The sequence below is a fragment of the Lysobacter niastensis genome (assembly GCF_015453285.1).
Lineage (GTDB): Bacteria > Pseudomonadota > Gammaproteobacteria > Xanthomonadales > Xanthomonadaceae > Lysobacter_J > Lysobacter_J niastensis.
In genome coordinates, this window is sequence record NZ_JADLZT010000001.1 from 106,183 (window position 1) to 124,580 (window position 18,398).

Below are 18,398 nucleotides of genomic sequence, written 5' to 3' on the forward strand. Positions count from 1 at the left end.
CGCGAAGTGGCCAAGCCTGTGGCAGCCGGTGTCGAGCAGGCGTGAGTGGCGAATGAGGTTCCGGCAATGCGCGTCCTTAACAGCGCGTGCGGCAGATTGCAGCGTTCCATCGCCCGCCGTGCGCGTACGGCTATTCCCCTGGAGTGAGAACCATGGCGACGAAGAAGCCCGCAAGCGGGTTCGACCGGTTGCCTCGTCAGATAGAACGTTTGTCGGGCTGGTTGCTTGCCGCGCTGTTCCTGATGCCGTCGTCACAGGGAGTGGCCGCGCAGCGGTCGGGGCAGGGACCTTGGCTGATCGATGTCGAACGGTTCACCGAGCTTCCGGACGGTGTGCGCCACCCGGAAGGGCTCACCGTCGATCCTGCGACGGGTGAGTTTTTCGTCGGGACGTTCGATGCGCGCATGCCCGAGGCGGCACGCAACAACCAACTGGTGCGTTACTCCGCGCAGGGCAAAGTGATCGCGCAGCGCAGCTTTGGGGCGACACCGCTGACCGGAGTGGCGTTCCGCGACGGGAAGGTCTACGTGCTGAATTTCGGCGCATCCAAGCTCCAGCGCCTGGACGCCAGGTTCGATGCCAAGACGCCCGTCGAGGACGTCGCCACCTTCGGCGCGTTGGATCCTGCGGCACCGACCGCGCGCCGCATCGACAATCCCGATGGCAGCCAGGATCAGATCACCTACGGCGCATCCGGCCTGCCCGCCATCAACGGCATGGTGTTCGATCGCGCCGGCAACCTGTACGTGTCCGATTCCTTCCAGGGGGCCATCTACCGCATTGCCGGCGCTACGCGATGCGCGCCCTGCAAGGTCGAGGTGTTCTCGCGCGACGCTTTGCTGGGCACGACCGGCGCGCTTCCGTTCGGCGCCAATGGTCTGGCGTTCAGTGCCGACGAGCAGGTGCTCTACATCAACAACGCCGGCGATGGCCGTGTGCTGCGCATGGCGATGCCCCACGGCCCGGTGAGCGTGCTGGCGGAAAGCGTGTACGGTGCCGACGGCCTGCTGTTCCACAAGGGGCTGCTGTGGGTCGCATCCAACCAGACCGACAGCATCGTCGCCCTGGACGAGAAGGGCCGGGTGCGTGCGCGAGCCGGCGCGTTCCAGGGCATCGATGCCGATGGTGCGCCGCGCGGCCTGTCGTTCCCGGCGGCCACCGCGGTGCAGGGCGACTGGATGCTGGTGATCAACCTGGCGCTCCCCATCACCGCGGCCGTGGGCGATGAATGGGAAGAGGACGTTACCCGCTGGACGGTGTCGCGCTTCCGTATCCCGGATGCAGCCAGATAGCTGGGCAAACGGGATGGGGCTGTGTTCGCGTGCGGCGCAATGCGGGTCGCACTGTCTGGCTTCGTGTGCGTCGCCGACCGGTCGTCGCAACGTTCGCACCACTACGAAATCCTAACGCAGGCCTTCCCCCACCTGGCGTTATGCTGGCAGGCAAGACGCGTGGCAGATGCGGGACCAGGGTCCCGGACCTTTCTACACATCCGCAACGGCGGCCCTGCTTTACAGTGGCCGCCGTTTTTGCCCGTCGGCGGGCGTAACTCCTGGGAGGCGCGATGGCAACGAGGATCGTGCTGGGTTGGCGTGAATGGGTGGCCTTGCCCGAACTGGGCGTGGCGCGCCTTCGCGCCAAGGTGGACAGCGGGGCGCGCAGTTCGGCGCTGCATGTGGACTCGCAATGGACGTTCTACGAGCGCGGTGCGCCGTGGGTCGGCTTTCGCCTCAGTCCCGGGCATGGCGCCGGCATCGTCGAGACGGCGGCGCCAGTGTTCGACGAACGCGAGGTCACCGATTCCGGTGGTCATGTCACGCGCCGGGTGTTCGTGCACACCACGCTGATGCTGGCCGGGGTGGAGCGCGAGATTGAAATCAATCTGTCCGACCGGCGCGGCATGCTGTTCCCGTTGTTGTTGGGACGCACCGCGCTGGCCCGCGTGTTCACGGTCGATCCGGCGCGCTCCTTCCTCCATGGCCGCCATCCGCTCGGCTTCGCCGCCGTGCCACTAGAATCCTGGCAATGAAACTCGCCGTCCTCTCCCGCAACAGTAAACTCTATTCCACCCGCCGCCTGATCGAAGCCGCGCGCGACCATGGCCACAGCGTGCGCGTGCTGGATCCGCTGCGCTGTTACATGCGCATCTCCAGCGACGGCTTCGCCATGCATTACAAGGGCGTGCCGATGTCGGGCTACCACGCGGTCATCCCGCGCATCGGTGCCTCGATCACCCGCTACGGTTCTGCGGTGCTGCGCCAGTTCGAGTTGATGGGCTGCTACACGCCCAATCCGTCCGACGCGGTGCTGCGTGCGCGCGACAAGCTGCGTTGCCACCAGTTGCTGGCCGCCGAACGCATCGGTCTGCCGGTCACCGTGTTCGGCGACAACCCCGACGACACCCATGACCTGCTGGACATGCTCGGCCCGCCGCCGCATGTGATCAAACTGAACGAGGGCACGCAGGGCGCGGGCGTGATGCTGACCGAGAAAATCTCCGCCTCGCGCGGTGTCATCGAGGCGCTCCGCGGCCTGTACGCCAACTTCCTGGTGCAGGAGTTCATCGACGAGGCCAAGGGTGCGGACGTGCGCTGCTTCGTCGTCGGAGGGCGCGTGGTCGCGGCGATGCGCCGCCAGGCACCGAAGGGCGACTTCCGCTCCAACCTCCATCGCGGCGGCACTGCCAAGGGTGTGCGCGCGAGCGCTGCCGAGCAGGAGGTCGCGGTCCGTGCCGCGCAGGTGCTGGGCCTCGGCATCGCCGGTGTCGACCTGATCCGTTCCGATCGCGGTCCGCTGGTGTTGGAGGTCAACGCATCGCCGGGCCTGGAGGGAATCGAGGAGGCCAGCGGGGTGGATGTGGCCGGCGAGATCGTCCGCTATGTCGCCCAGCACGTCCGCCGGCCCACCCGTCAGGCGGGGGCTCCGTCGTTGATCAGGCAAGTTAGCCGCAATTAACGGAAGTTTGTGGCTGATTGACGCTATTTCCCGCAGATTGACGCCGAAGGGCCAGAGGGCGGGGCCCATTTAACGTCAATTTAACGCCGGGATTTAACAACGGCTTAATCGATTTCGGCGTAGCTTAGACCTCGCCGCAGCACTGCCACTTCCAAGTTCAGTCGATCCTGGTCGGAAGCAGCACTACGGTAATCGGGGCAATACCTTTTTGGCCCAGGCGCGGTGGCCCCGCGCTTGGGCCTTTGTTTTGTGTGCGCTTCGTGCGCGGCGAATGTCGAGCGCCGCCACCGTCGCGCGTTGCGCGTCATGACGCCGCATGGACGGCATGGCGACGACATTCGTCTTAACGTTTAGTCTTAACGTTTGGTCCGCACGCTGGAGTCGCCTTCGGAACCTCGCCGCCGCCGGCGGGTCGAAGGCCCACAATCAGGAAGGTCCCATGCGCATTCTCGTCATCGAAGACAACCAGGACATCGCCGCCAACCTCGGGGACTTCCTCGAAGACCGCGGCCACACCGTCGATTTCGCCGCCGACGGCATCACCGGCCTGCACCTGGCCGTGGTGCATGACTTCGATGCGATCGTGCTCGACCTGAACCTGCCGGGCCTGGACGGACTGGAGGTCTGCCGCAAGCTGCGCAACGAAGCGCGCAAGCAGACGCCGGTGCTGATGCTGACTGCGCGCGACAGCCTGGATAACAAGCTGGCCGGATTCGATTCCGGCGCCGACGACTATCTGATCAAGCCGTTCGCGCTGCAGGAAGTGGAAGTCCGCCTCAACGCGCTCTCGCGCCGCGGCCGCGGCGTGCAGACGCGCGTGCTGACTGCGGGCGACCTGGAGTACAACCTCGACACGCTGGAAGTGCGCCGCCAGGGCAAGCTGCTCCAGCTCAACCCGACCGCGCTGAAGATCCTGCAGGCGCTGATGGAAGCCGCGCCCGCCGTCGTCACCCGCCAGGAACTTGAAACCCGCGTGTGGGGAGAGGAACTGCCGGACTCCGACAGCCTGCGTGTCCACATCCACGGCCTGCGTGCAGTGGTGGACAAACCTTTCGACGTGCCGCTGATCCAGACCCGCCATGGCATCGGTTACCGCATCGCCGCTCCCGACCACGGATAAGCGGGTGGCGCAGACAGGGGGCACTGCGCCGGTCCGGCGGCGCATGCGTTACCGGCGGCAGCTGCGCAGCCGCATCATCCTCGCCTTCGTGCTGCTCGGCTTCGGACTGACCGCGCTGTTCGCGTGGGCGACCAACTTCACCCGCACGCGCGTGGAGAACCAGCTCGTCGAAGACCTGATGAACCGCAACATCAGCGAGTTCGCCAGGCAGTTCGAGCGGGATCCTAGCAATCCCGATTTCGCGGTCGACCAGATCCGCGCTTTCGTCTATACGCCGGACAAGTTCGATTCCGTGCGCGTCAACCGGCCGGAGTGGGCCGATCTGGCGGACGGCATCCACGGCATCACCGGTACCGATGAGGCGGGCAAGCCGCTGGCCTACAAGCTGGCGGTGCGCAAGACGCCGCAAGCCTGGTTCTTCCTGGCCTACGACATGTCGCAGGCTGCGCGAGGCGAGAAGCAATTCAACCGCGCGATCTACGGTTCCGTGTTCGTGTTCACGTTGCTGTCGTTGATCGTTGGCTGGTGGTCCGCATCGCGAGTGATGAGTCCGGTGTCGGAACTGGCCAACCGGCTCAAGCGTTCCGGCCGCAGCTCCGAGCCGGAAAACCTGGCCCAGCATTTTCCCGAGGACGAAGTCGGCCAGCTGGCCGAAGCGCTGGACGACTATGCCGAGCGCTTGACCGAGGTCGTGCAGCGCGACCGCGAGTTCAACGCCGACGTCAGCCATGAGTTGCGCACGCCGCTGGCGGTCATCAAGGGCGCGGTCGAACTGCTGCTGTCGCGTCCGGACCTGGACGACAAGACCCGCACCCGCCTGCAGCGCATCCAGCGCGCCGAGCAGCAGTGCACCGACCTGATCAGCGCGCTCCTGCTCCTGTCGCGCAACGAGCGCGGCCACGGTGCCACCGACATCGGCAAGGCCGCCGAACAGCTGCTCGACGCGCATCGTGCGCAGTTGGGTGGCAAGCCGCTCGAGCTGCACGTCGAAGGCCAGCGCGGCCTCGTGGTGGATGCGCCCGAAGCCGCCGTGGCGGTGGCGCTGGGCAACCTGATCGGCAACGCGGTGAAGTACACGACCGAAGGCTCCGTCGTGGTGCGCCTGGGCCAGCGCTCGGTCGAGGTCATCGACTCCGGTCCGGGCCTGAGCGAGGAGGACGCGGCCAAGCTGTTCCAGCGAGGCTATCGCGGCACGCACGCCGGCCACGCCCAGGGCGGCGGCATAGGCCTGTCGATCGTGCGACGCCTGTGCATGCTTTATGGCTGGGACGTGCAGGTGCGCCCGGGCCGGGAGCGAGGTGTCGTCGCCACGCTGACCTTCGATGCGCAGCCTCCGTACCTGTTGTCTGCGTCGGAAGCCAAACCCTGACCGTGGCGCCGCGGCGCAGCGGTAACCGCCGTGCAATTGTGTAACCCGCGCCACCCCGACTACCCTGAGCCGATGCCCCGTCACCGCCACCGCCTGCTGCGCGCATTGCATGCCAGCCTGATGCTGGTGCTTGTGTTGTGCCTGGCGGGGCAGCCGTTACTGGCGGCGGTGGGCGAGGTGCATGAAGCCACCCATCACGCCGCCCAGGCTGCACTGCATGACGACCATGCCCCGGCGCATGACGTGACCGAAGCAGGGTCGGATCAGTGCCGCGAAGACGGCACGCTTCACCTGCTGCTGCATTACGCGCATTGCTGCGGCCATAACGTCCCGCTCGCCGCTGCGGCATCGCCTGCGCTCGACGCGGTGCCGGTCGACCGGCAGGGCCTCCCGCCGGTGATGTCGCACGTGGCATCGTTGCGGCCGAACACGCCCTTCAGGCCTCCGATCCAGGCATGACGCGCGCTGGCCTTGAGCCGGCGATTCGCCTTGTCTGATTCCATCGGAGCATCCCCATGCATGTTCGACTCGCGGCCTTGGCCGCGTGGGTCGCGGCCGTCGTGGCATTTCCCGCGACCGCCGCCGACCGCCTTACCCTGGACGACGCCTTTGCGCGCGTCTCCTTCTCACATCCCGATCTGCGCCTACTCGACAGCCGCGGCAGCGTGCTGTCCGCCGAAAGCCAGCAGGCGGCACAGCGTCCGGCGCTGGTCGCTGGCGCCACCATCGAAAACGCCTTCGGTTCGGGCGAATACAGCGGCCTACGCGGCGCCGAGCTGACCCTGACCCTGGCCTCGGTGCTGGAACGTGGCGGCAAGCTCGATGCCCGGCGTGCGATGGCGCAAAGCCGCATCGATGCGCTCGCCGTGCAGCGCGAGGCACAGCGCCTCGACCTGCTGGCAGAAACCGCGCGTCGCTATCTCGCCGTCGTCGCCGCCGACCACCGCCGCGCGCTGGGGGCGATCGACGTTGAACAACGGCAGCGCACCGTCGTCGCTGCGCGCCAGCGCCTGCAGGCCGGTGCTTCGCCGGAATCGGTGCTGCTGACGGCGCAGGCGGCACAGGCGCGCGCCGAACTGGCACGCGACCGCGCCTCGCAGCAGCAGGCCGCCGCGCGGCAACATCTCGCGGCCCTATGGGGCGAGCGCGTTCCGTCGTTCGAAGCGGTCGGCGGCGATCCGCTGGTCTTGCCGGCCGTCGCGCCGATGGAAGTGCTGGCCAGAGAGCTCGAGCGCACGCCTGAACTCGTCCGGTTCGCCGACGAGCGCCGCATCGGCGAAGCGCGGCTGCAACTGGCGCGTTCGGCCGCGACGGCGGACCTGGACTGGCAGGTCGGAGTGCGTCGCCTGCAGACCACCGATGACACAGCCCTGATCGGTGGCATTTCGTTGCCGCTCGGCAGCCGCTCCCGAGCCGAGCCCGGCATCCGGGCCGCTGAGGCCGAGTTGGAGACGATGTCGATCGAGCGCGAGGCGAAGGGGCTGTCGCTGTACTCGACGCTGGTCGAAGCACACGGCCGCTACGAAGTGGGGCGGACCGAGGTACAGCGCCTGCAAAGCGACGTCCTGCCAAGACTGGCCCGCGCCGAGCAGGCCGCAGAACGCGCGTACCGCGCCGGCGCGGTCAGCTACCTCGAATGGGCGCAACTGCAGTCCGAGCAGACCGCGGTGCGCCAACAGCAACTCGACGTAGCGCTCGACGCGCAACGCGCACTCATCGAAATCCAGCGGCTCACCGGCCAGGCGTTCGTGACGCCGGTGGCTGCCGCTTCGTCTGGAGATTCCACCCCATGATCCGTTCCCACTGGTCCGCCCTGGGCCTGGCCCTGTTGCTGACTGCTTGCAGTCCTTCGCCGAACGCCGAGTCCGAGACTGGCGAGGCGCATGAAGCCGAAGAACACGGCGAACACGAGGAGGCTCCGCAGCAGACCACCATCCCCGCCAAGACGGCGCAAGCTGCCGGCATCCGCGTCGCGCCGGTCGAGGCGGGCGTGATCGCCGACGAACACGAGGTGCAGGGCCTGCTGACGCCTGTCGAGGGGCGTGTCGCGCAGGTCACCGCCCGGTTCCCGGGTCCGGTGCGCTCGGTGCGCGCTGGCGTCGGTGACCACGTGCGCGCCGGACAGGTGCTGGCGACCATCGAGAGCAACCTGAGCCTGACGACATATTCGATCAGCGCGCCAATCAATGGCGTGGTCATGGCGCGCACGGCCGCGGTGGGCATGTCCGCCGCAGAAGGCGCACCGCTCTTCGAGATTGCCGACCTGTCCACACTCTGGGTGGACCTGCACATCTTCGGTGCCGACGCCCAGCACATCGGTGCCGGCGTGCCCGTGACCGTGACGCGCCTGAGCGACGGCGTTTCCGCGCAAACGACCCTGGAGCGTGTGCTGCCGGGCACCGCTACCGCCAGTCAAAGCACGGTGGCTCGTGCCACGATCGAGAACACCGACGGTCTGTGGCGTCCGGGCTCGGCGGTCAAGGCCCGCGTCACCGTGGATCGCCAGCCCGTGAAGCTGGTGGTGCCGCATGGCGCGCTGCAGACCGCCGAAGACCAGGACGTCGTCTACGTGCAGCAAGGCGACACGTACCGCACCCGCCCGGTGAAGTTGGGCCGGCGCGATGCCGAGCGCGTGGAAGTGCTGGACGGCCTCAAGGCAGGTGAGCGCGTGGTCGTGGCGCAGAGCTTCCTGATCAAGGCGGACATCGAAAAATCCACCGTCGAAGAAGATCACTGAGGCCCGCCATGCTCGAACGCCTCATACGTCTCTCCATTCGCCATCGCTGGCTGATGCTGGTGCTCACCGCCGCGCTGATTGCGTTTGGCGTGTGGAGCTACCGGCACCTGCCGATCGATGCCACTCCCGACATCACCAACGTCCAGGTCCAGATCAACACGCAGGCATCTGGCTACTCGCCGCTGGAGGCCGAGCAGCGCGTTACGTTCCCCATCGAAACGGCGATGGCCGGCTTGCCGAAGCTGGACTACACGCGTTCGCTGTCGCGTTACGGACTGTCGCAGGTCACCGTGGTCTTCCAGGACGGCACCGACCTGTACTTCGCACGGCAGCAGGTGGCCGAGCGGCTGCAGCAGATTGCTTCGCAATTGCCGGAAGGCCTGGATCCGGAGATGGGGCCGATCTCGACCGGACTCGGCGAGATCTTCATGTACACCGTCGAAGCCGAACCCGGCGCCCGCAAGTCCGATGGCACGCCGTACACCGCCACCGACCTGCGCACGCTGCAGGACTGGGTGATCCGCCCGCAGCTGCGCAACACGCCGGGTGTCACCGAGGTCAATACCATTGGCGGCTACCAGCGGCAGATCCACATCACGCCCGATCCGGCGCAACTGGTCGCGCTCGGCTTCACGCTGCACGATGTCGTGCAGGCCATCGCACGCAACAACCAGAACGTCGGTGCCGGCTACATCGAGCGCAACGGCCAGCAGTTGCTGGTGCGCGTGCCGGGCCAGCTTGCCGACCTGGAGTCGATCCGCAGCATCGTGCTCGACCGGCGCGAAGGCGTGCCGATCCGCGTACGCGACGTCGCCACCGTCGACGAAGGCAAGGAGCTGCGCACCGGTGCGGCCACTCAGAACGGGCATGAGGTGGTGATCGGCACCGCCTTCATGCTGTTCGGCGCCAACAGCCGCGAGGTCTCGCGCGCGGCGGCGCAAAAGCTCGATGCGGCCAACGCCAGCCTGCCGGCAGGTGTGCATGCCAAGCCGGTCTACGACCGCACGGCCTTGGTCGACCGCACCATCGGTACCGTCGCCAAGAACCTGATCGAAGGCGCGCTGCTGGTGGTCGTCGTGCTGTTCGTGCTGCTCGGTAACGTGCGTGGATCGTTGATCACCGCGGCCGTGATTCCGCTGGCGATGCTGTTCACGATCATTGGCATGGTTCGCGGCGGCGTGTCGGGCAACCTGATGAGCCTGGGCGCGCTCGACTTCGGCCTGATCGTGGACGGCGCGGTCATCATCATCGAGAACTGCCTGCGCCGTTTTGGCGAGGCGCAGCGTGCGCTGGGTCGCGAGTTGAACCAGCAGGAGCGCTTCGACCTGACCGCATCGGCCACGGCCGAAGTCATCAAGCCGAGCCTGTTCGGCCTGGGCATCATCGCGGCGGTCTACCTGCCGATCTTTGCGTTGTCGGGCGTGGAAGGGAAAATGTTCCACCCGATGGCCATCACCGTGGTGCTGGCGCTGACCGGCGCGATGATGCTGTCGCTCACCTTCGTCCCGGCAGCGATCGCGACGCTCCTGCGCGGACGCGTGGCCGAGCACGACAACCGCCTGATGCGCTGGTCGCGTGCACGCTATGCACCGATGCTGGACTGGGCGCTGCGTCATCGCGTCGCGGTGCTGGCCGGTGCCGCGGTGCTGGTCGTGGGGTGTGGCCTGCTGGCCACCCGGCTCGGTTCGGAGTTCGTGCCGAGCCTCGACGAAGGGGACATTGTAGTACAGCCGATGCGCATCCCCGGCACCAGCCTGGAGCAGTCGGTGACCATGCAGCGGACGCTGGAGACCCGGATGAAGCAGTTCCCCGAGGTGGCCAACGTGTTCTCGAAGATCGGAACAGCCGAAGTTGCCACCGATCCGATGCCGCCTTCGTTGGCCGACACCTTCCTGATGCTCAAGCCGCGCGAGCAGTGGCCGGATCCTGGCAAGCCGAAGTCCGAGCTGATCGAGGAGATGGAAGAAGCGGCGCGCGCGATACCGGGCAGCAACTACGAGTTCACCCAGCCGATCCAGATGCGCACCAACGAGCTCATCTCGGGCGTGCGCTCGGACGTGGCCATCAAGGTATATGGCGACGACCTGGACCAGCTGGCGCGCTTGGCGGCGCGCGTCGAACGCGTGATGCGCACGGTGCCGGGAGCGCAGGACGTCAAGGCGGAACAGGTCACCGGGCTGCCGCTGCTGACGGTCACGCCGGATCCGGCGGCGCTGGCGCGTTACGGCCTCAATCCCGGCGACATCCAGGACACCGTGGCCACGGCGATCGGAGGCGAAGTCGCAGGTCAGCTGTTCGAAGGCGATCGCCGTTTCGATCTGGTGGTGCGGTTGCCGGAATCGTTGCGGCAGGATCCGGCGGTGCTGGCCGACCTGCCGATTCCGTTGCCGGTCGCAGCTGATCCCGACGAATCCAGTCGCGCGGCGGCGTGGCGCAGCGGCGGCCCCAGCACAGTGCCATTGCGCGAGGTGGCGCAGGTGCGGATCGAGCGCGGCCCTAACCAGGTCAACCGCGAGAACGGCAAGCGTCGTGTGGTGATCACGGCCAACGTGCGTGATCGCGACCTCGGCGGTTTTGTCTCCGATCTGCGACTGCGCATCGGCCGCGACGTGAAGCTGCCGGAGGGCTACTGGATCGATTATGGCGGCACGTTCGAGCAGTTGATCTCGGCCAGCCAGCGCCTGGCGGTGGTGGTGCCGGTGACACTGGCGATCATCTTCGCGCTGCTGTTCTGGGCGTTCGGCTCGGCCCGGGATGCAGCCATCGTCTTCAGTGGCGTGCCGCTGGCGTTGACCGGCGGCATCGTTGCGCTGGCGTTGCGGGGCATTCCGCTGTCGATCTCGGCCGGCGTCGGTTTCATCGCCCTGTCGGGCGTTGCGGTGCTCAACGGGCTGGTGATGATCGCCTTCATTCGCAAACTGCGTGACCAGGGCGACGCGCTGGAAGATGCGGTGAAGGACGGCGCATTGGGCCGCTTGCGGCCGGTGCTGATGACGGCGCTGGTGGCGTCGCTGGGCTTCCTGCCGATGGCGTTGAACGTTGGTGCAGGCTCGGAAGTGCAGCGTCCGCTGGCGACCGTCGTGATCGGCGGCATCCTGTCTTCGACCGCGCTGACGCTGCTGGTGCTGCCGGTGTTGTATCGCTGGGCGCATCGAGCCCGCGAGGTGGCATAGCTGGCCGCGTTTGGTCCCGGAACCACGGCGGCTGTGCCGCCGTGGTTCCGGTCATGCGGCGTCGCAGACGGTCAGCGTGCTTGAGCCAGCGCCACTGCGTCCGCACCTGCGGGGAATCGGAGTTGTCCGCCAGCATCGTTGACGGCGCGCCACACCGCGTCGGCGACGTCGGCTCCGGTTGTCGTTGACGTTACCTGCGACAGCGAATCGAAGATGCGCTGCGCGAACGGCGCGTACGCCTCCGGGATCGATCCTTCCATGCGCTGCCCGACGTTCGCCGCGAAGCGCGTAGTCGGACCATAGCCAGGCTCCACCAGCTTCGCTCGCACGCCGAAGGTGGCAAGCTCATGCGCCAGCGAGCCGGTGAAGCCCTCGATGGCGGTCTTGCTCGCGGTGTACGCCGCGACCAGTGGCATCGGCGCCAGTGTCGCGCTGGACGTCACGTTCACCACGACGCCGGCCCGGCGTGTGCGGAACTGCGGCAGCACGGCCTGCGTCATCGCCATCACGCCGAAGGTATTGGTCTCGAACACTTCGCGCACGGTGGTCATCGGCGTCGCCTCGAAGGCGCCGAACAGGCCGATGCCGGCATTGTTGACCAGCGCGTCGATGGGGCCGCATGCATCGAGGGTCGCGGTGATGCTGCCGGGGCTGGTCACGTCCAGTGCCAGCACGCGCATCCGCTCAGAGTCCGGAAGGATGTCCGCGCGCGGCGTGCGCATGGTGGCGACCACGTTCCAGCCCTGGGCGTGGAAGTGGCGAGCGGTTTCGAGACCATAGCCGGAAGAGCAGCCGGTGATCAGCACGGTGTTCATGAGGGTCCTGCGATGTATGGGGGGATGTGCACACCGTAGCGACCCGTAACTGGACGCTCTACACTGAAAAGTCCGGAATTCATTGGCGAGCGTCCAGCCATGAGCGACCCGCTTTCCGAGGTGGTGGCGCTGCTGCAGCCACGCGCCGTGTTCTCCAAGCGCATCAGCGGTGCGGGGCAGTGGGGCGTGCGCTACGCCGAGTTCGGCCAGCCGAGCTTCTGTGCCGTGCTGGAAGGCCGCTGCCTGCTGGCGGTTGAAGGCCATCGGCCGCTGACCCTGGAAGCTGGCGATTTCGTGCTGATGCCTGCGACGCCGGGCTTCACGCTGTCGGGTTTCGATCCGGTTACTCCACAGTACGTCGATCCCAAAGTCACCGCGTCGCCCACTGGCGAGGTCCGACATGGCACGCGCGGCGGACGTCCGGATGTGCGATTGCTGGGTGGCTACTTCGTCTTCGACTCGACGGATCCCGCGCTGATGGTGTCGCTGCTGCCGGCGGTGATGCACGTCCGCGACGCCAAACGTCTTTCGGTCCTGGTGCGGTTCGTGGCTGAGGAATCGACTGGAAACAGGCCGGGCCGCGAGCTCGTGCTAAACCGCCTGGTGGAAGTGATGCTGGTCGAGGCGCTTCGATCGACACCGGGCGACGATGCACCGCCGGGGCTGCTGCGGGGACTCGCCGATGCCAGGCTGGCGCCGGCGATGCGGCAGATGCACCGGCACCTCGCGCGGCCGTGGACGGTTGCGCAACTGGCGAAGACGGCTGCGCTGTCGCGTTCGGCATTTTTCGAACCCTTCACGCGCACCGTCGGCCTGGCGCCGATGGAATACCTGCTGGCGTGGCGGATGGCGCTCGCCCGGGATCTGCTCCGCCGCGAAGGTCTGTCGCTCGCCGAGGTCGCAGAGCGCGTCGGCTACGGTTCCGCCAGTACGTTCAGCACGGCCTTCAGCCGTCACGTGGGCCAGCCGCCTGGCCGGTACGCGCGCGAAGTGTAGCGATGCTCTACGCGCGGCTTATCTCGTGCGCGGCGAACTCCCGCGCGGCCCAGTCGAGGAACACGCGCACTCGCGGCGACAACTGGCGAGTGCGCTGGTACAGCAGCGAGACCGGGCCGGGTGGCGGTGGTGTGTCCTTGAGCACTTCGATCAGCGTGCCGCGCTGCAGGTCATCCTCGACGTGGAAGCGCGGCACCTGCGCCAGGCCCAGGCCCAGGCGGATGCCTGCGAGATAGCTCTCGGTGCCGTTCACCGACAGCGTGCAGGGCAGCGACACCGTTCGCGCATTGGCGCCGCTTCCGAACTCCAGCGGCGTCACCAGGCCGGTCGTGATCGAACGCAGGCCGACCGCGCGGTGGCCGTCGAGGTCGCCGATGCCGGACGGCGTTCCGTACTTCTCGAAGTAGGCCGGCGTCGCGCAGGTCAGGCGCTCGAGCGTCGCCACCTGCCGTGCTACCAGGTCGCTGTCGCGCAGTTCGCCCCAGCGCAGCGCGCAATCGACGCCTTCGTGCACGAGGTCGACCCAGCGCTCGCTCTCGCTCATCGACAGTTCGATGTCCGGATAGCGCTCGAAGAAGGCCGGCAGGCCGGGCAGCAGGAAATGCCGCGCGAGCGTGCCCTGCACCTCGACGCGCAGCAGGCCCTTGGGCGTCGCGCCACGGAAGGCGCCATCGGCGTCCTCGACGTCGTCGAGGATGCCCAGGCAGCGCTGGTAGTAGGCCTCGCCATCCAGCGTGGGCCGCACGACGCGGGTGGTCCGTTGCAGCAGGCGCGTGCCGAGCCGGTTCTCCAGCTCGTGGATGACCTTGGTACAGGGGGAGCGGGGCACCTCCATGTCGTGGGCCGCCTGCGTGAAGCTGCGTCGCTCGACGACCCGGACGAACAGTCGCATCACGTCGAACCGGTCCATCACCGCCTCCGATTGTTCGCGCCAGGGAAACAATAAAGCCAATCCTAGCGGGATTATCTCCGGCTTGTGCCTCGCCAGACTGTCTCCAAGCCGCCAGTCCGGCGGACCCCACGGAGACCACCATGAACACTCCCAGCAAGACCGCCGTCGTGACCGGCGCCTCGCGCGGCATTGGCGCCGCGATCGCCCGTCGCCTTGCCCGCGACGGTTTCACCGTCGTCATCAACTACGCCGGCGCCGCGGACGAAGCCGAAGCCCTGGCCGGCGAGATCGAACAGGCCGGTGGTCGCGCGATCACCGCGCAGGCCGATGTTGCCGATCCGGCCGCAGTCGCCCGCCTTTTCGGTGGCGCCGAAGCGGCCTTCGGCGGCGTGGACGTGCTGGTGAACAACGCCGGGATCATGCGCTTGGCCACGCTGGCCGAGAGCGACGACGCGCTGTTCGACAGCCAGGTCGCGATCAACCTCAAGGGCACCTTCAACACGCTGCGCGAAGCTGCGCGCCGCCTGCGCGATGGCGGCCGCATCATCAACCTGTCCAGCAGCGTGGTCGGCCTGACGCCGCCCACTTATGGCGTTTACGCGGCGACCAAGGCCGCCGTCGAGGCGATGACTGACGTCCTGACCAAGGAGCTGCGTGGCCGCAACATCAGCGTGAACTCGGTGGCCCCGGGACCCACTGCCACGCGCCTGTTCCTCGAAGGCAAGCCGCAGGACGTGGTCGAACGCATGGCGAAGCAGGCGCCGCTGGAACGGCTCGGCCAGCCCGAGGACATCGCCGCTGCGGTGGCCTTCCTCGCGGGCCCGGACGGTGCGTGGGTCAACGGCCAGACGCTGCGCGTCAACGGCGGAATCATCTGAAGCATTGCCATTCCACGCACGGCGCGCTTCCGCGCGTCCACCCGATCGATGGAGACACCATGAAGCAGATCATCCTCATCACCGGTGCGTCGAGCGGCTTCGGCCGCCTCACCGCCGAATCGCTGGCGAAGGCCGGTTACACCGTCTATGCCTCGATGCGCAACACGTCGACCCGCAATGCGCCCGTCGTCGCGGAGATGGCGTCATTCGCAAAGGAACAGGGTATCGACCTGCGCACGGTCGAGATGGACGTGCAGTCGCAGGAATCGGTGGACCAGGCGATCGCACAGGTCATCGCCGAAACGGGCCGCATCGATGTAGTCATCCACAACGCGGGCCACATGGCGTTCGGGCCGGCCGAATCCTTCACGCCCGAGCAATACGCCCAGTTGTACGACATCAACGTGCTGAGCACGCAACGCGTGAACCGTGCCGCGCTTCCGCACCTGCGGCGTCAAGGCAAGGGCCTGCTGGTGTGGGTGTCCAGTAGCAGCGTGGCGGGCGGCACGCCGCCTTACCTGGCGCCTTACTTCGGCGCCAAGGCGGCGATGGATGCGATCGCCGTGCAGTACGCCCGTGAGCTGTCGCGCTGGGGCATCGAGACTTCGATCGTCGTGCCGGGCGCGTTCACCAGCGGAACCAACCACTTCGCCCACACCGGCCATCCCGGCGACGAAGCCCGCGCGGCCGATTACGAGGCCGGTGCGTACGCCGGCTTCGGCGAGCAGGTGCAAAAGGCGTTCGCCGCGATCGTGCCGCCGGAGGCCGACGCCGGCCTGGTGGCCCAGGCAATCGTCGATGTGGTGGACACGCCGTTCGGCAAGCGGCCGTTTCGCGTGCACATTGATCCCACCGAGGATGGCGCCGATGTCGGCTTCGGCGTGATGGATCGCCTGCGCAGCGAGATGCTGCACCGGGTCGGCCTGTCGGATCTGCTCAAGCCGCGCGTGAACTGAGCTGGGTTCACCAGCAACAAAAAGCCGGAGGCCCTGCGGCCTCCGGCTTTCAGTGACTTGCCGTGGACTCGCTTACAGCGGTTCCAGCCAGCCGTACTTGTCCGGCGTCTTGCCTTCGAACAGGCCGAAGAACAGCTCCTGCATGCGGCGCGTGAGCGGGCCCGGCTTGCCGGTGCCGACCTGGCGGCCGTCGACCGAACGGATCGGCGTGAGCTCGGCGGCGGTGCCGCACATGAACAGCTCATCGCACAGGTACAGGTACTCGCGCGGCAGGTCGCGCTCGACCACCTGGATGCCGGCATCGCGGGCGAGGGTGATGATGGTGTTGCGGGTGATGCCATTGAGCAGCGCGGCGCTCACGGGCGTGGTGTGCAGCGCGCCATCGAACACCAGGAACAGGTTCTCGCCGGCGCCTTCGCTGAGCAGGCCGGTGGAGGCCAGCGCGATGCCTTCGCCGAAGCCGAGGCGGCGTGCCTCGCGTGCGACCAGCTGACCGGAGAGATAGTTGCCACCGGCCTTGGCGCCGGCCGGAATCGTGTTCGGGGCGAAGCGCTGCCAGCTCGACACGCACGCGTCGATGCCTGCCTCGAGCACGCTGGCGCCGAGGTACTGGCCCATCTTCCACGTCGCCACGGCGACATCGGTCGGCGTGTCGGCCGACAGGCCGAAACCGCCCAGGCCGCGATAGGCGACCGGACGCAGGTAGTCGGTGGTGTTGTCGTTCGCCTTGATGACGTCGCGACAGGCCTGGTTGATCTGTTCCACCGTGTACGGCATCGCCATGTCGTAGATCTTGGCGGAGGCGAACAGGCGCGTGTTGTGGTCGGTCAGGCGGAAGATGACCGGGCCGTTCGGCGTCTGGTAAGTGCGGATGCCTTCGAAGACCGACGAGCCGTAGTGCAGCGCATGCGACATCACGTGGGTGGTGGCTTCGGCCCAGCGCTTGATCGCGCCGTTCTGCCAGATCCATTCGGGGTATTGCATGCTCATGCCGGATTCTCGCGGGAAAAGACGATACGGAGCCCGCTAGTTTACCGGGGTGTGCGGGCAAAGGCCCGTGACCTGCCGGGGATTTGCCCGAGCCGGACGCCCGGGGGAGGGGGAGGCCCTACAGCTGGACCCACCAGCAGCCGAGGTGGCGGCGCAGGCCGAACACCGTCTGCGACGGCGTGATGCTGTTGGCCAGGGTCTGCTCCACGCGCACCGCGACCGGAGTGCTGCGGACGCTCGTCTGCGGGGTGTAATGACCATCCTCGTCGAACGTGCCCAGGCCTTCTTCATTCTCGCCTTGCGCAACCGATCGCGGCATCACCGGCACCACGTCCACCAGTGGCCGCTGCACCATGGCATCGAGCCTGGCCAGGATCGTGTAGGCCGTGCTGCCCGCCATCCCCGCCCAGTGATAAACCCCCGCGAGGCGATTGACGTCGTGCGTGTCGAACGCGGTGGTCATTTCGAAGATCAGGTCCTGCACCGTGCGCGAGCAGCCGCGGTAGGCGCGGCTGTTGCTGCCAGCCGCCGCCTGCGGCGCGTGCGGTGGCGCACGTTCCTCGGCGCCGAGCTCGCTGCACTGGTGATCGGTGAACACGACCGCGCCATCGGCTTTGACGCACCGGCGAACCTGCGCGTGCGCGGGCGCGGTGACCACGGCCGTTCCGAGCAGCACGAGTCCGAGCAGTGCGACTATCGGGGCAAGCGTTCGCGGCATGGACGCAAGCCTAGCCCCGCGGGCAGGCCTCGAACAGTGCGGTCTTTCACGGTGTGATCCGTGCGATCGTCACGTCCGGCTGGAAACTGACGAAGTAACAGCCCGAGTAGCGATGCACGTCCAGGTCGACGATGCTCGCGCCGTTGCCGCCAGCGAGCAGCAGTTGCAGCATGCCGGCACTCTCGGATGGACTGGTCTCATCGGCCGGACCGATCTGCGCGTTGAAGTACTGCGCGCCCTGCAGCGGCTGGTCGGTGAGCCTGCTCAACCGGTCCATCACCTGGCGGCTCTGCCGATGCGTCATGCCGACCCAGTGGAAACTTTCTGCGAGGCGGTTCACGTCGTGCTGTGCGAGCGAACCCTGCAGATCCAGCGACAGCTGCCGCGGCGACCGCGCGCAACCCTCCACCAGCGAGCGCCGCTTGGGTATGGGGCCGCGGGTGGTGTCATCGCGATACATGCCGAGCGACACGACCGTGCCGGTCTGCGCGGTGTCGTAGGTGATGCGCGACACCAGCTCCGGCGGGATCGGTGTTGATCTGGCGTTGGCCGAAGCGCAACTGCGGTCCGTATAGACCACTTCGCCGCTTGCCGCTTCACAGCGCTGTATGGCCACTGCGCCGGAATCGTCAGCGAGAGATGCGGTGGGTGAGGCGGCGGCCACGACGATCGTGATCGCGGTGGTACGCACGACAACCTTGGCACGGAACGTCGCCATGCCAAGATCGTGCGCCACAGTGCGTCATGGCAGGATGCTGAAAACGTGTCCGCGCGCTTAATGTTCGCTGGTGCTGCGGCG

The 18,398-nt window shown here is 67.3% G+C and carries 16 protein-coding genes and 1 pseudogene; 12 read left to right on the forward strand and 5 right to left on the reverse strand.

Features of this window, described 5'->3' with window-relative positions; translation table 11 throughout:
- Nucleotides 1-152 precede the first annotated feature (152 nt).
- The 9 genes and pseudogenes from IU514_RS00480 to IU514_RS00520 all read left to right on the forward strand — a co-directional run bounded on the left by IU514_RS00480 (nucleotide 153) and on the right by IU514_RS00520 (nucleotide 11,354).
- Complete coding sequence (locus IU514_RS00480; RefSeq protein ID WP_194929104.1) at nucleotides 153-1,292, forward strand: SMP-30/gluconolactonase/LRE family protein; 1,140 nt, start codon at nucleotides 153-155, stop codon at nucleotides 1,290-1,292.
- 272 nt (nucleotides 1,293-1,564) lie between these two features.
- Nucleotides 1,565-2,029: an ATP-dependent zinc protease family protein gene (locus tag IU514_RS00485; protein ID WP_194929105.1), complete on the forward strand. Its 465-nt coding sequence runs from the start codon at nucleotides 1,565-1,567 to the stop codon at nucleotides 2,027-2,029.
- Nucleotides 2,026-2,955: a 30S ribosomal protein S6--L-glutamate ligase gene (gene rimK, locus IU514_RS00490; protein WP_194929106.1), complete on the forward strand. Its 930-nt coding sequence runs from the start codon at nucleotides 2,026-2,028 to the stop codon at nucleotides 2,953-2,955. Before IU514_RS00485 ends, rimK begins: the two co-directional genes overlap by 4 nt.
- A gap of 439 nt (nucleotides 2,956-3,394) precedes the next feature.
- Complete coding sequence (locus IU514_RS00495; protein WP_194929107.1) at nucleotides 3,395-4,075, forward strand: response regulator transcription factor; 681 nt, start codon at nucleotides 3,395-3,397, stop codon at nucleotides 4,073-4,075.
- Nucleotides 4,035-5,444, forward strand: coding sequence for a sensor histidine kinase (locus IU514_RS00500; RefSeq protein WP_194929108.1), 1,410 nt, complete (start codon nucleotides 4,035-4,037; stop codon nucleotides 5,442-5,444). Before IU514_RS00495 ends, IU514_RS00500 begins: the two co-directional genes overlap by 41 nt.
- Before the next feature lie 72 nt (nucleotides 5,445-5,516).
- On the forward strand, nucleotides 5,517-5,903 hold the full coding sequence (locus IU514_RS00505) for a hypothetical protein (RefSeq protein ID WP_194929109.1): 387 nt from the start codon (nucleotides 5,517-5,519) through the stop codon (nucleotides 5,901-5,903).
- Nucleotides 5,904-5,959: 56 nt separating this feature from the next.
- Complete coding sequence (locus tag IU514_RS00510; protein WP_194929110.1) at nucleotides 5,960-7,237, forward strand: TolC family protein; 1,278 nt, start codon at nucleotides 5,960-5,962, stop codon at nucleotides 7,235-7,237.
- Between the two features lie 131 nt (nucleotides 7,238-7,368).
- Nucleotides 7,369-8,181, forward strand: a pseudogene (locus IU514_RS00515) (efflux RND transporter periplasmic adaptor subunit); the annotation flags it as partial.
- 8 nt (nucleotides 8,182-8,189) lie between these two features.
- Nucleotides 8,190-11,354, forward strand: coding sequence for an efflux RND transporter permease subunit (locus tag IU514_RS00520; protein WP_194929112.1), 3,165 nt, complete (start codon nucleotides 8,190-8,192; stop codon nucleotides 11,352-11,354).
- A gap of 71 nt (nucleotides 11,355-11,425) precedes the next feature.
- On the opposite strand, the gene IU514_RS00525 is transcribed toward IU514_RS00520, so the two are convergent.
- Nucleotides 11,426-12,169, reverse strand: a complete 744-nt coding sequence (locus tag IU514_RS00525; protein WP_194929113.1) for an SDR family oxidoreductase — start codon at nucleotides 12,167-12,169, stop codon at nucleotides 11,426-11,428.
- Between the two features lie 99 nt (nucleotides 12,170-12,268).
- Between IU514_RS00525 and IU514_RS00530 the strand changes: the two genes are divergently transcribed.
- Nucleotides 12,269-13,165, forward strand: a complete 897-nt coding sequence (locus IU514_RS00530; protein WP_194929114.1) for an AraC family transcriptional regulator — start codon at nucleotides 12,269-12,271, stop codon at nucleotides 13,163-13,165.
- Nucleotides 13,166-13,172: 7 nt separating this feature from the next.
- On the opposite strand, the gene IU514_RS00535 is transcribed toward IU514_RS00530, so the two are convergent.
- The gene (locus IU514_RS00535; protein WP_194929115.1) at nucleotides 13,173-14,075 is read right to left on the reverse strand and encodes a LysR family transcriptional regulator; all 903 of its coding nucleotides are present in this window, start codon (nucleotides 14,073-14,075) and stop codon (nucleotides 13,173-13,175) included.
- A 122-nt stretch (nucleotides 14,076-14,197) separates the two neighbouring features.
- On the opposite strand from IU514_RS00535, the gene IU514_RS00540 reads away from it, so the two are divergent.
- Both IU514_RS00540 and IU514_RS00545 read left to right on the forward strand, forming a co-directional pair.
- Nucleotides 14,198-14,935 (forward strand): SDR family oxidoreductase, encoded by a 738-nt coding sequence (locus IU514_RS00540; protein WP_194929116.1) that lies wholly within the window; start codon nucleotides 14,198-14,200, stop codon nucleotides 14,933-14,935.
- A 59-nt stretch (nucleotides 14,936-14,994) separates the two neighbouring features.
- On the forward strand, nucleotides 14,995-15,891 hold the full coding sequence (locus IU514_RS00545; protein WP_194929117.1) for an SDR family oxidoreductase: 897 nt from the start codon (nucleotides 14,995-14,997) through the stop codon (nucleotides 15,889-15,891).
- Nucleotides 15,892-15,963: 72 nt separating this feature from the next.
- Here the strand turns inward: IU514_RS00545 and IU514_RS00550 are convergent, their stop codons facing one another.
- The 3 genes from IU514_RS00550 to IU514_RS00560 form a co-directional block, all read right to left on the reverse strand.
- Nucleotides 15,964-16,881 (reverse strand): branched-chain amino acid transaminase, encoded by a 918-nt coding sequence (locus IU514_RS00550; RefSeq protein WP_194929118.1) that lies wholly within the window; start codon nucleotides 16,879-16,881, stop codon nucleotides 15,964-15,966.
- Between the two features lie 118 nt (nucleotides 16,882-16,999).
- Complete coding sequence (locus tag IU514_RS00555) at nucleotides 17,000-17,599, reverse strand: hypothetical protein (RefSeq protein ID WP_194929119.1); 600 nt, start codon at nucleotides 17,597-17,599, stop codon at nucleotides 17,000-17,002.
- A 46-nt stretch (nucleotides 17,600-17,645) separates the two neighbouring features.
- A complete protein-coding gene (locus IU514_RS00560; RefSeq protein WP_194929120.1) occupies nucleotides 17,646-18,317 on the reverse strand; it encodes a hypothetical protein in 672 nt (223 codons plus the stop codon).
- Nucleotides 18,318-18,398: the final 81 nt, after the last annotated feature.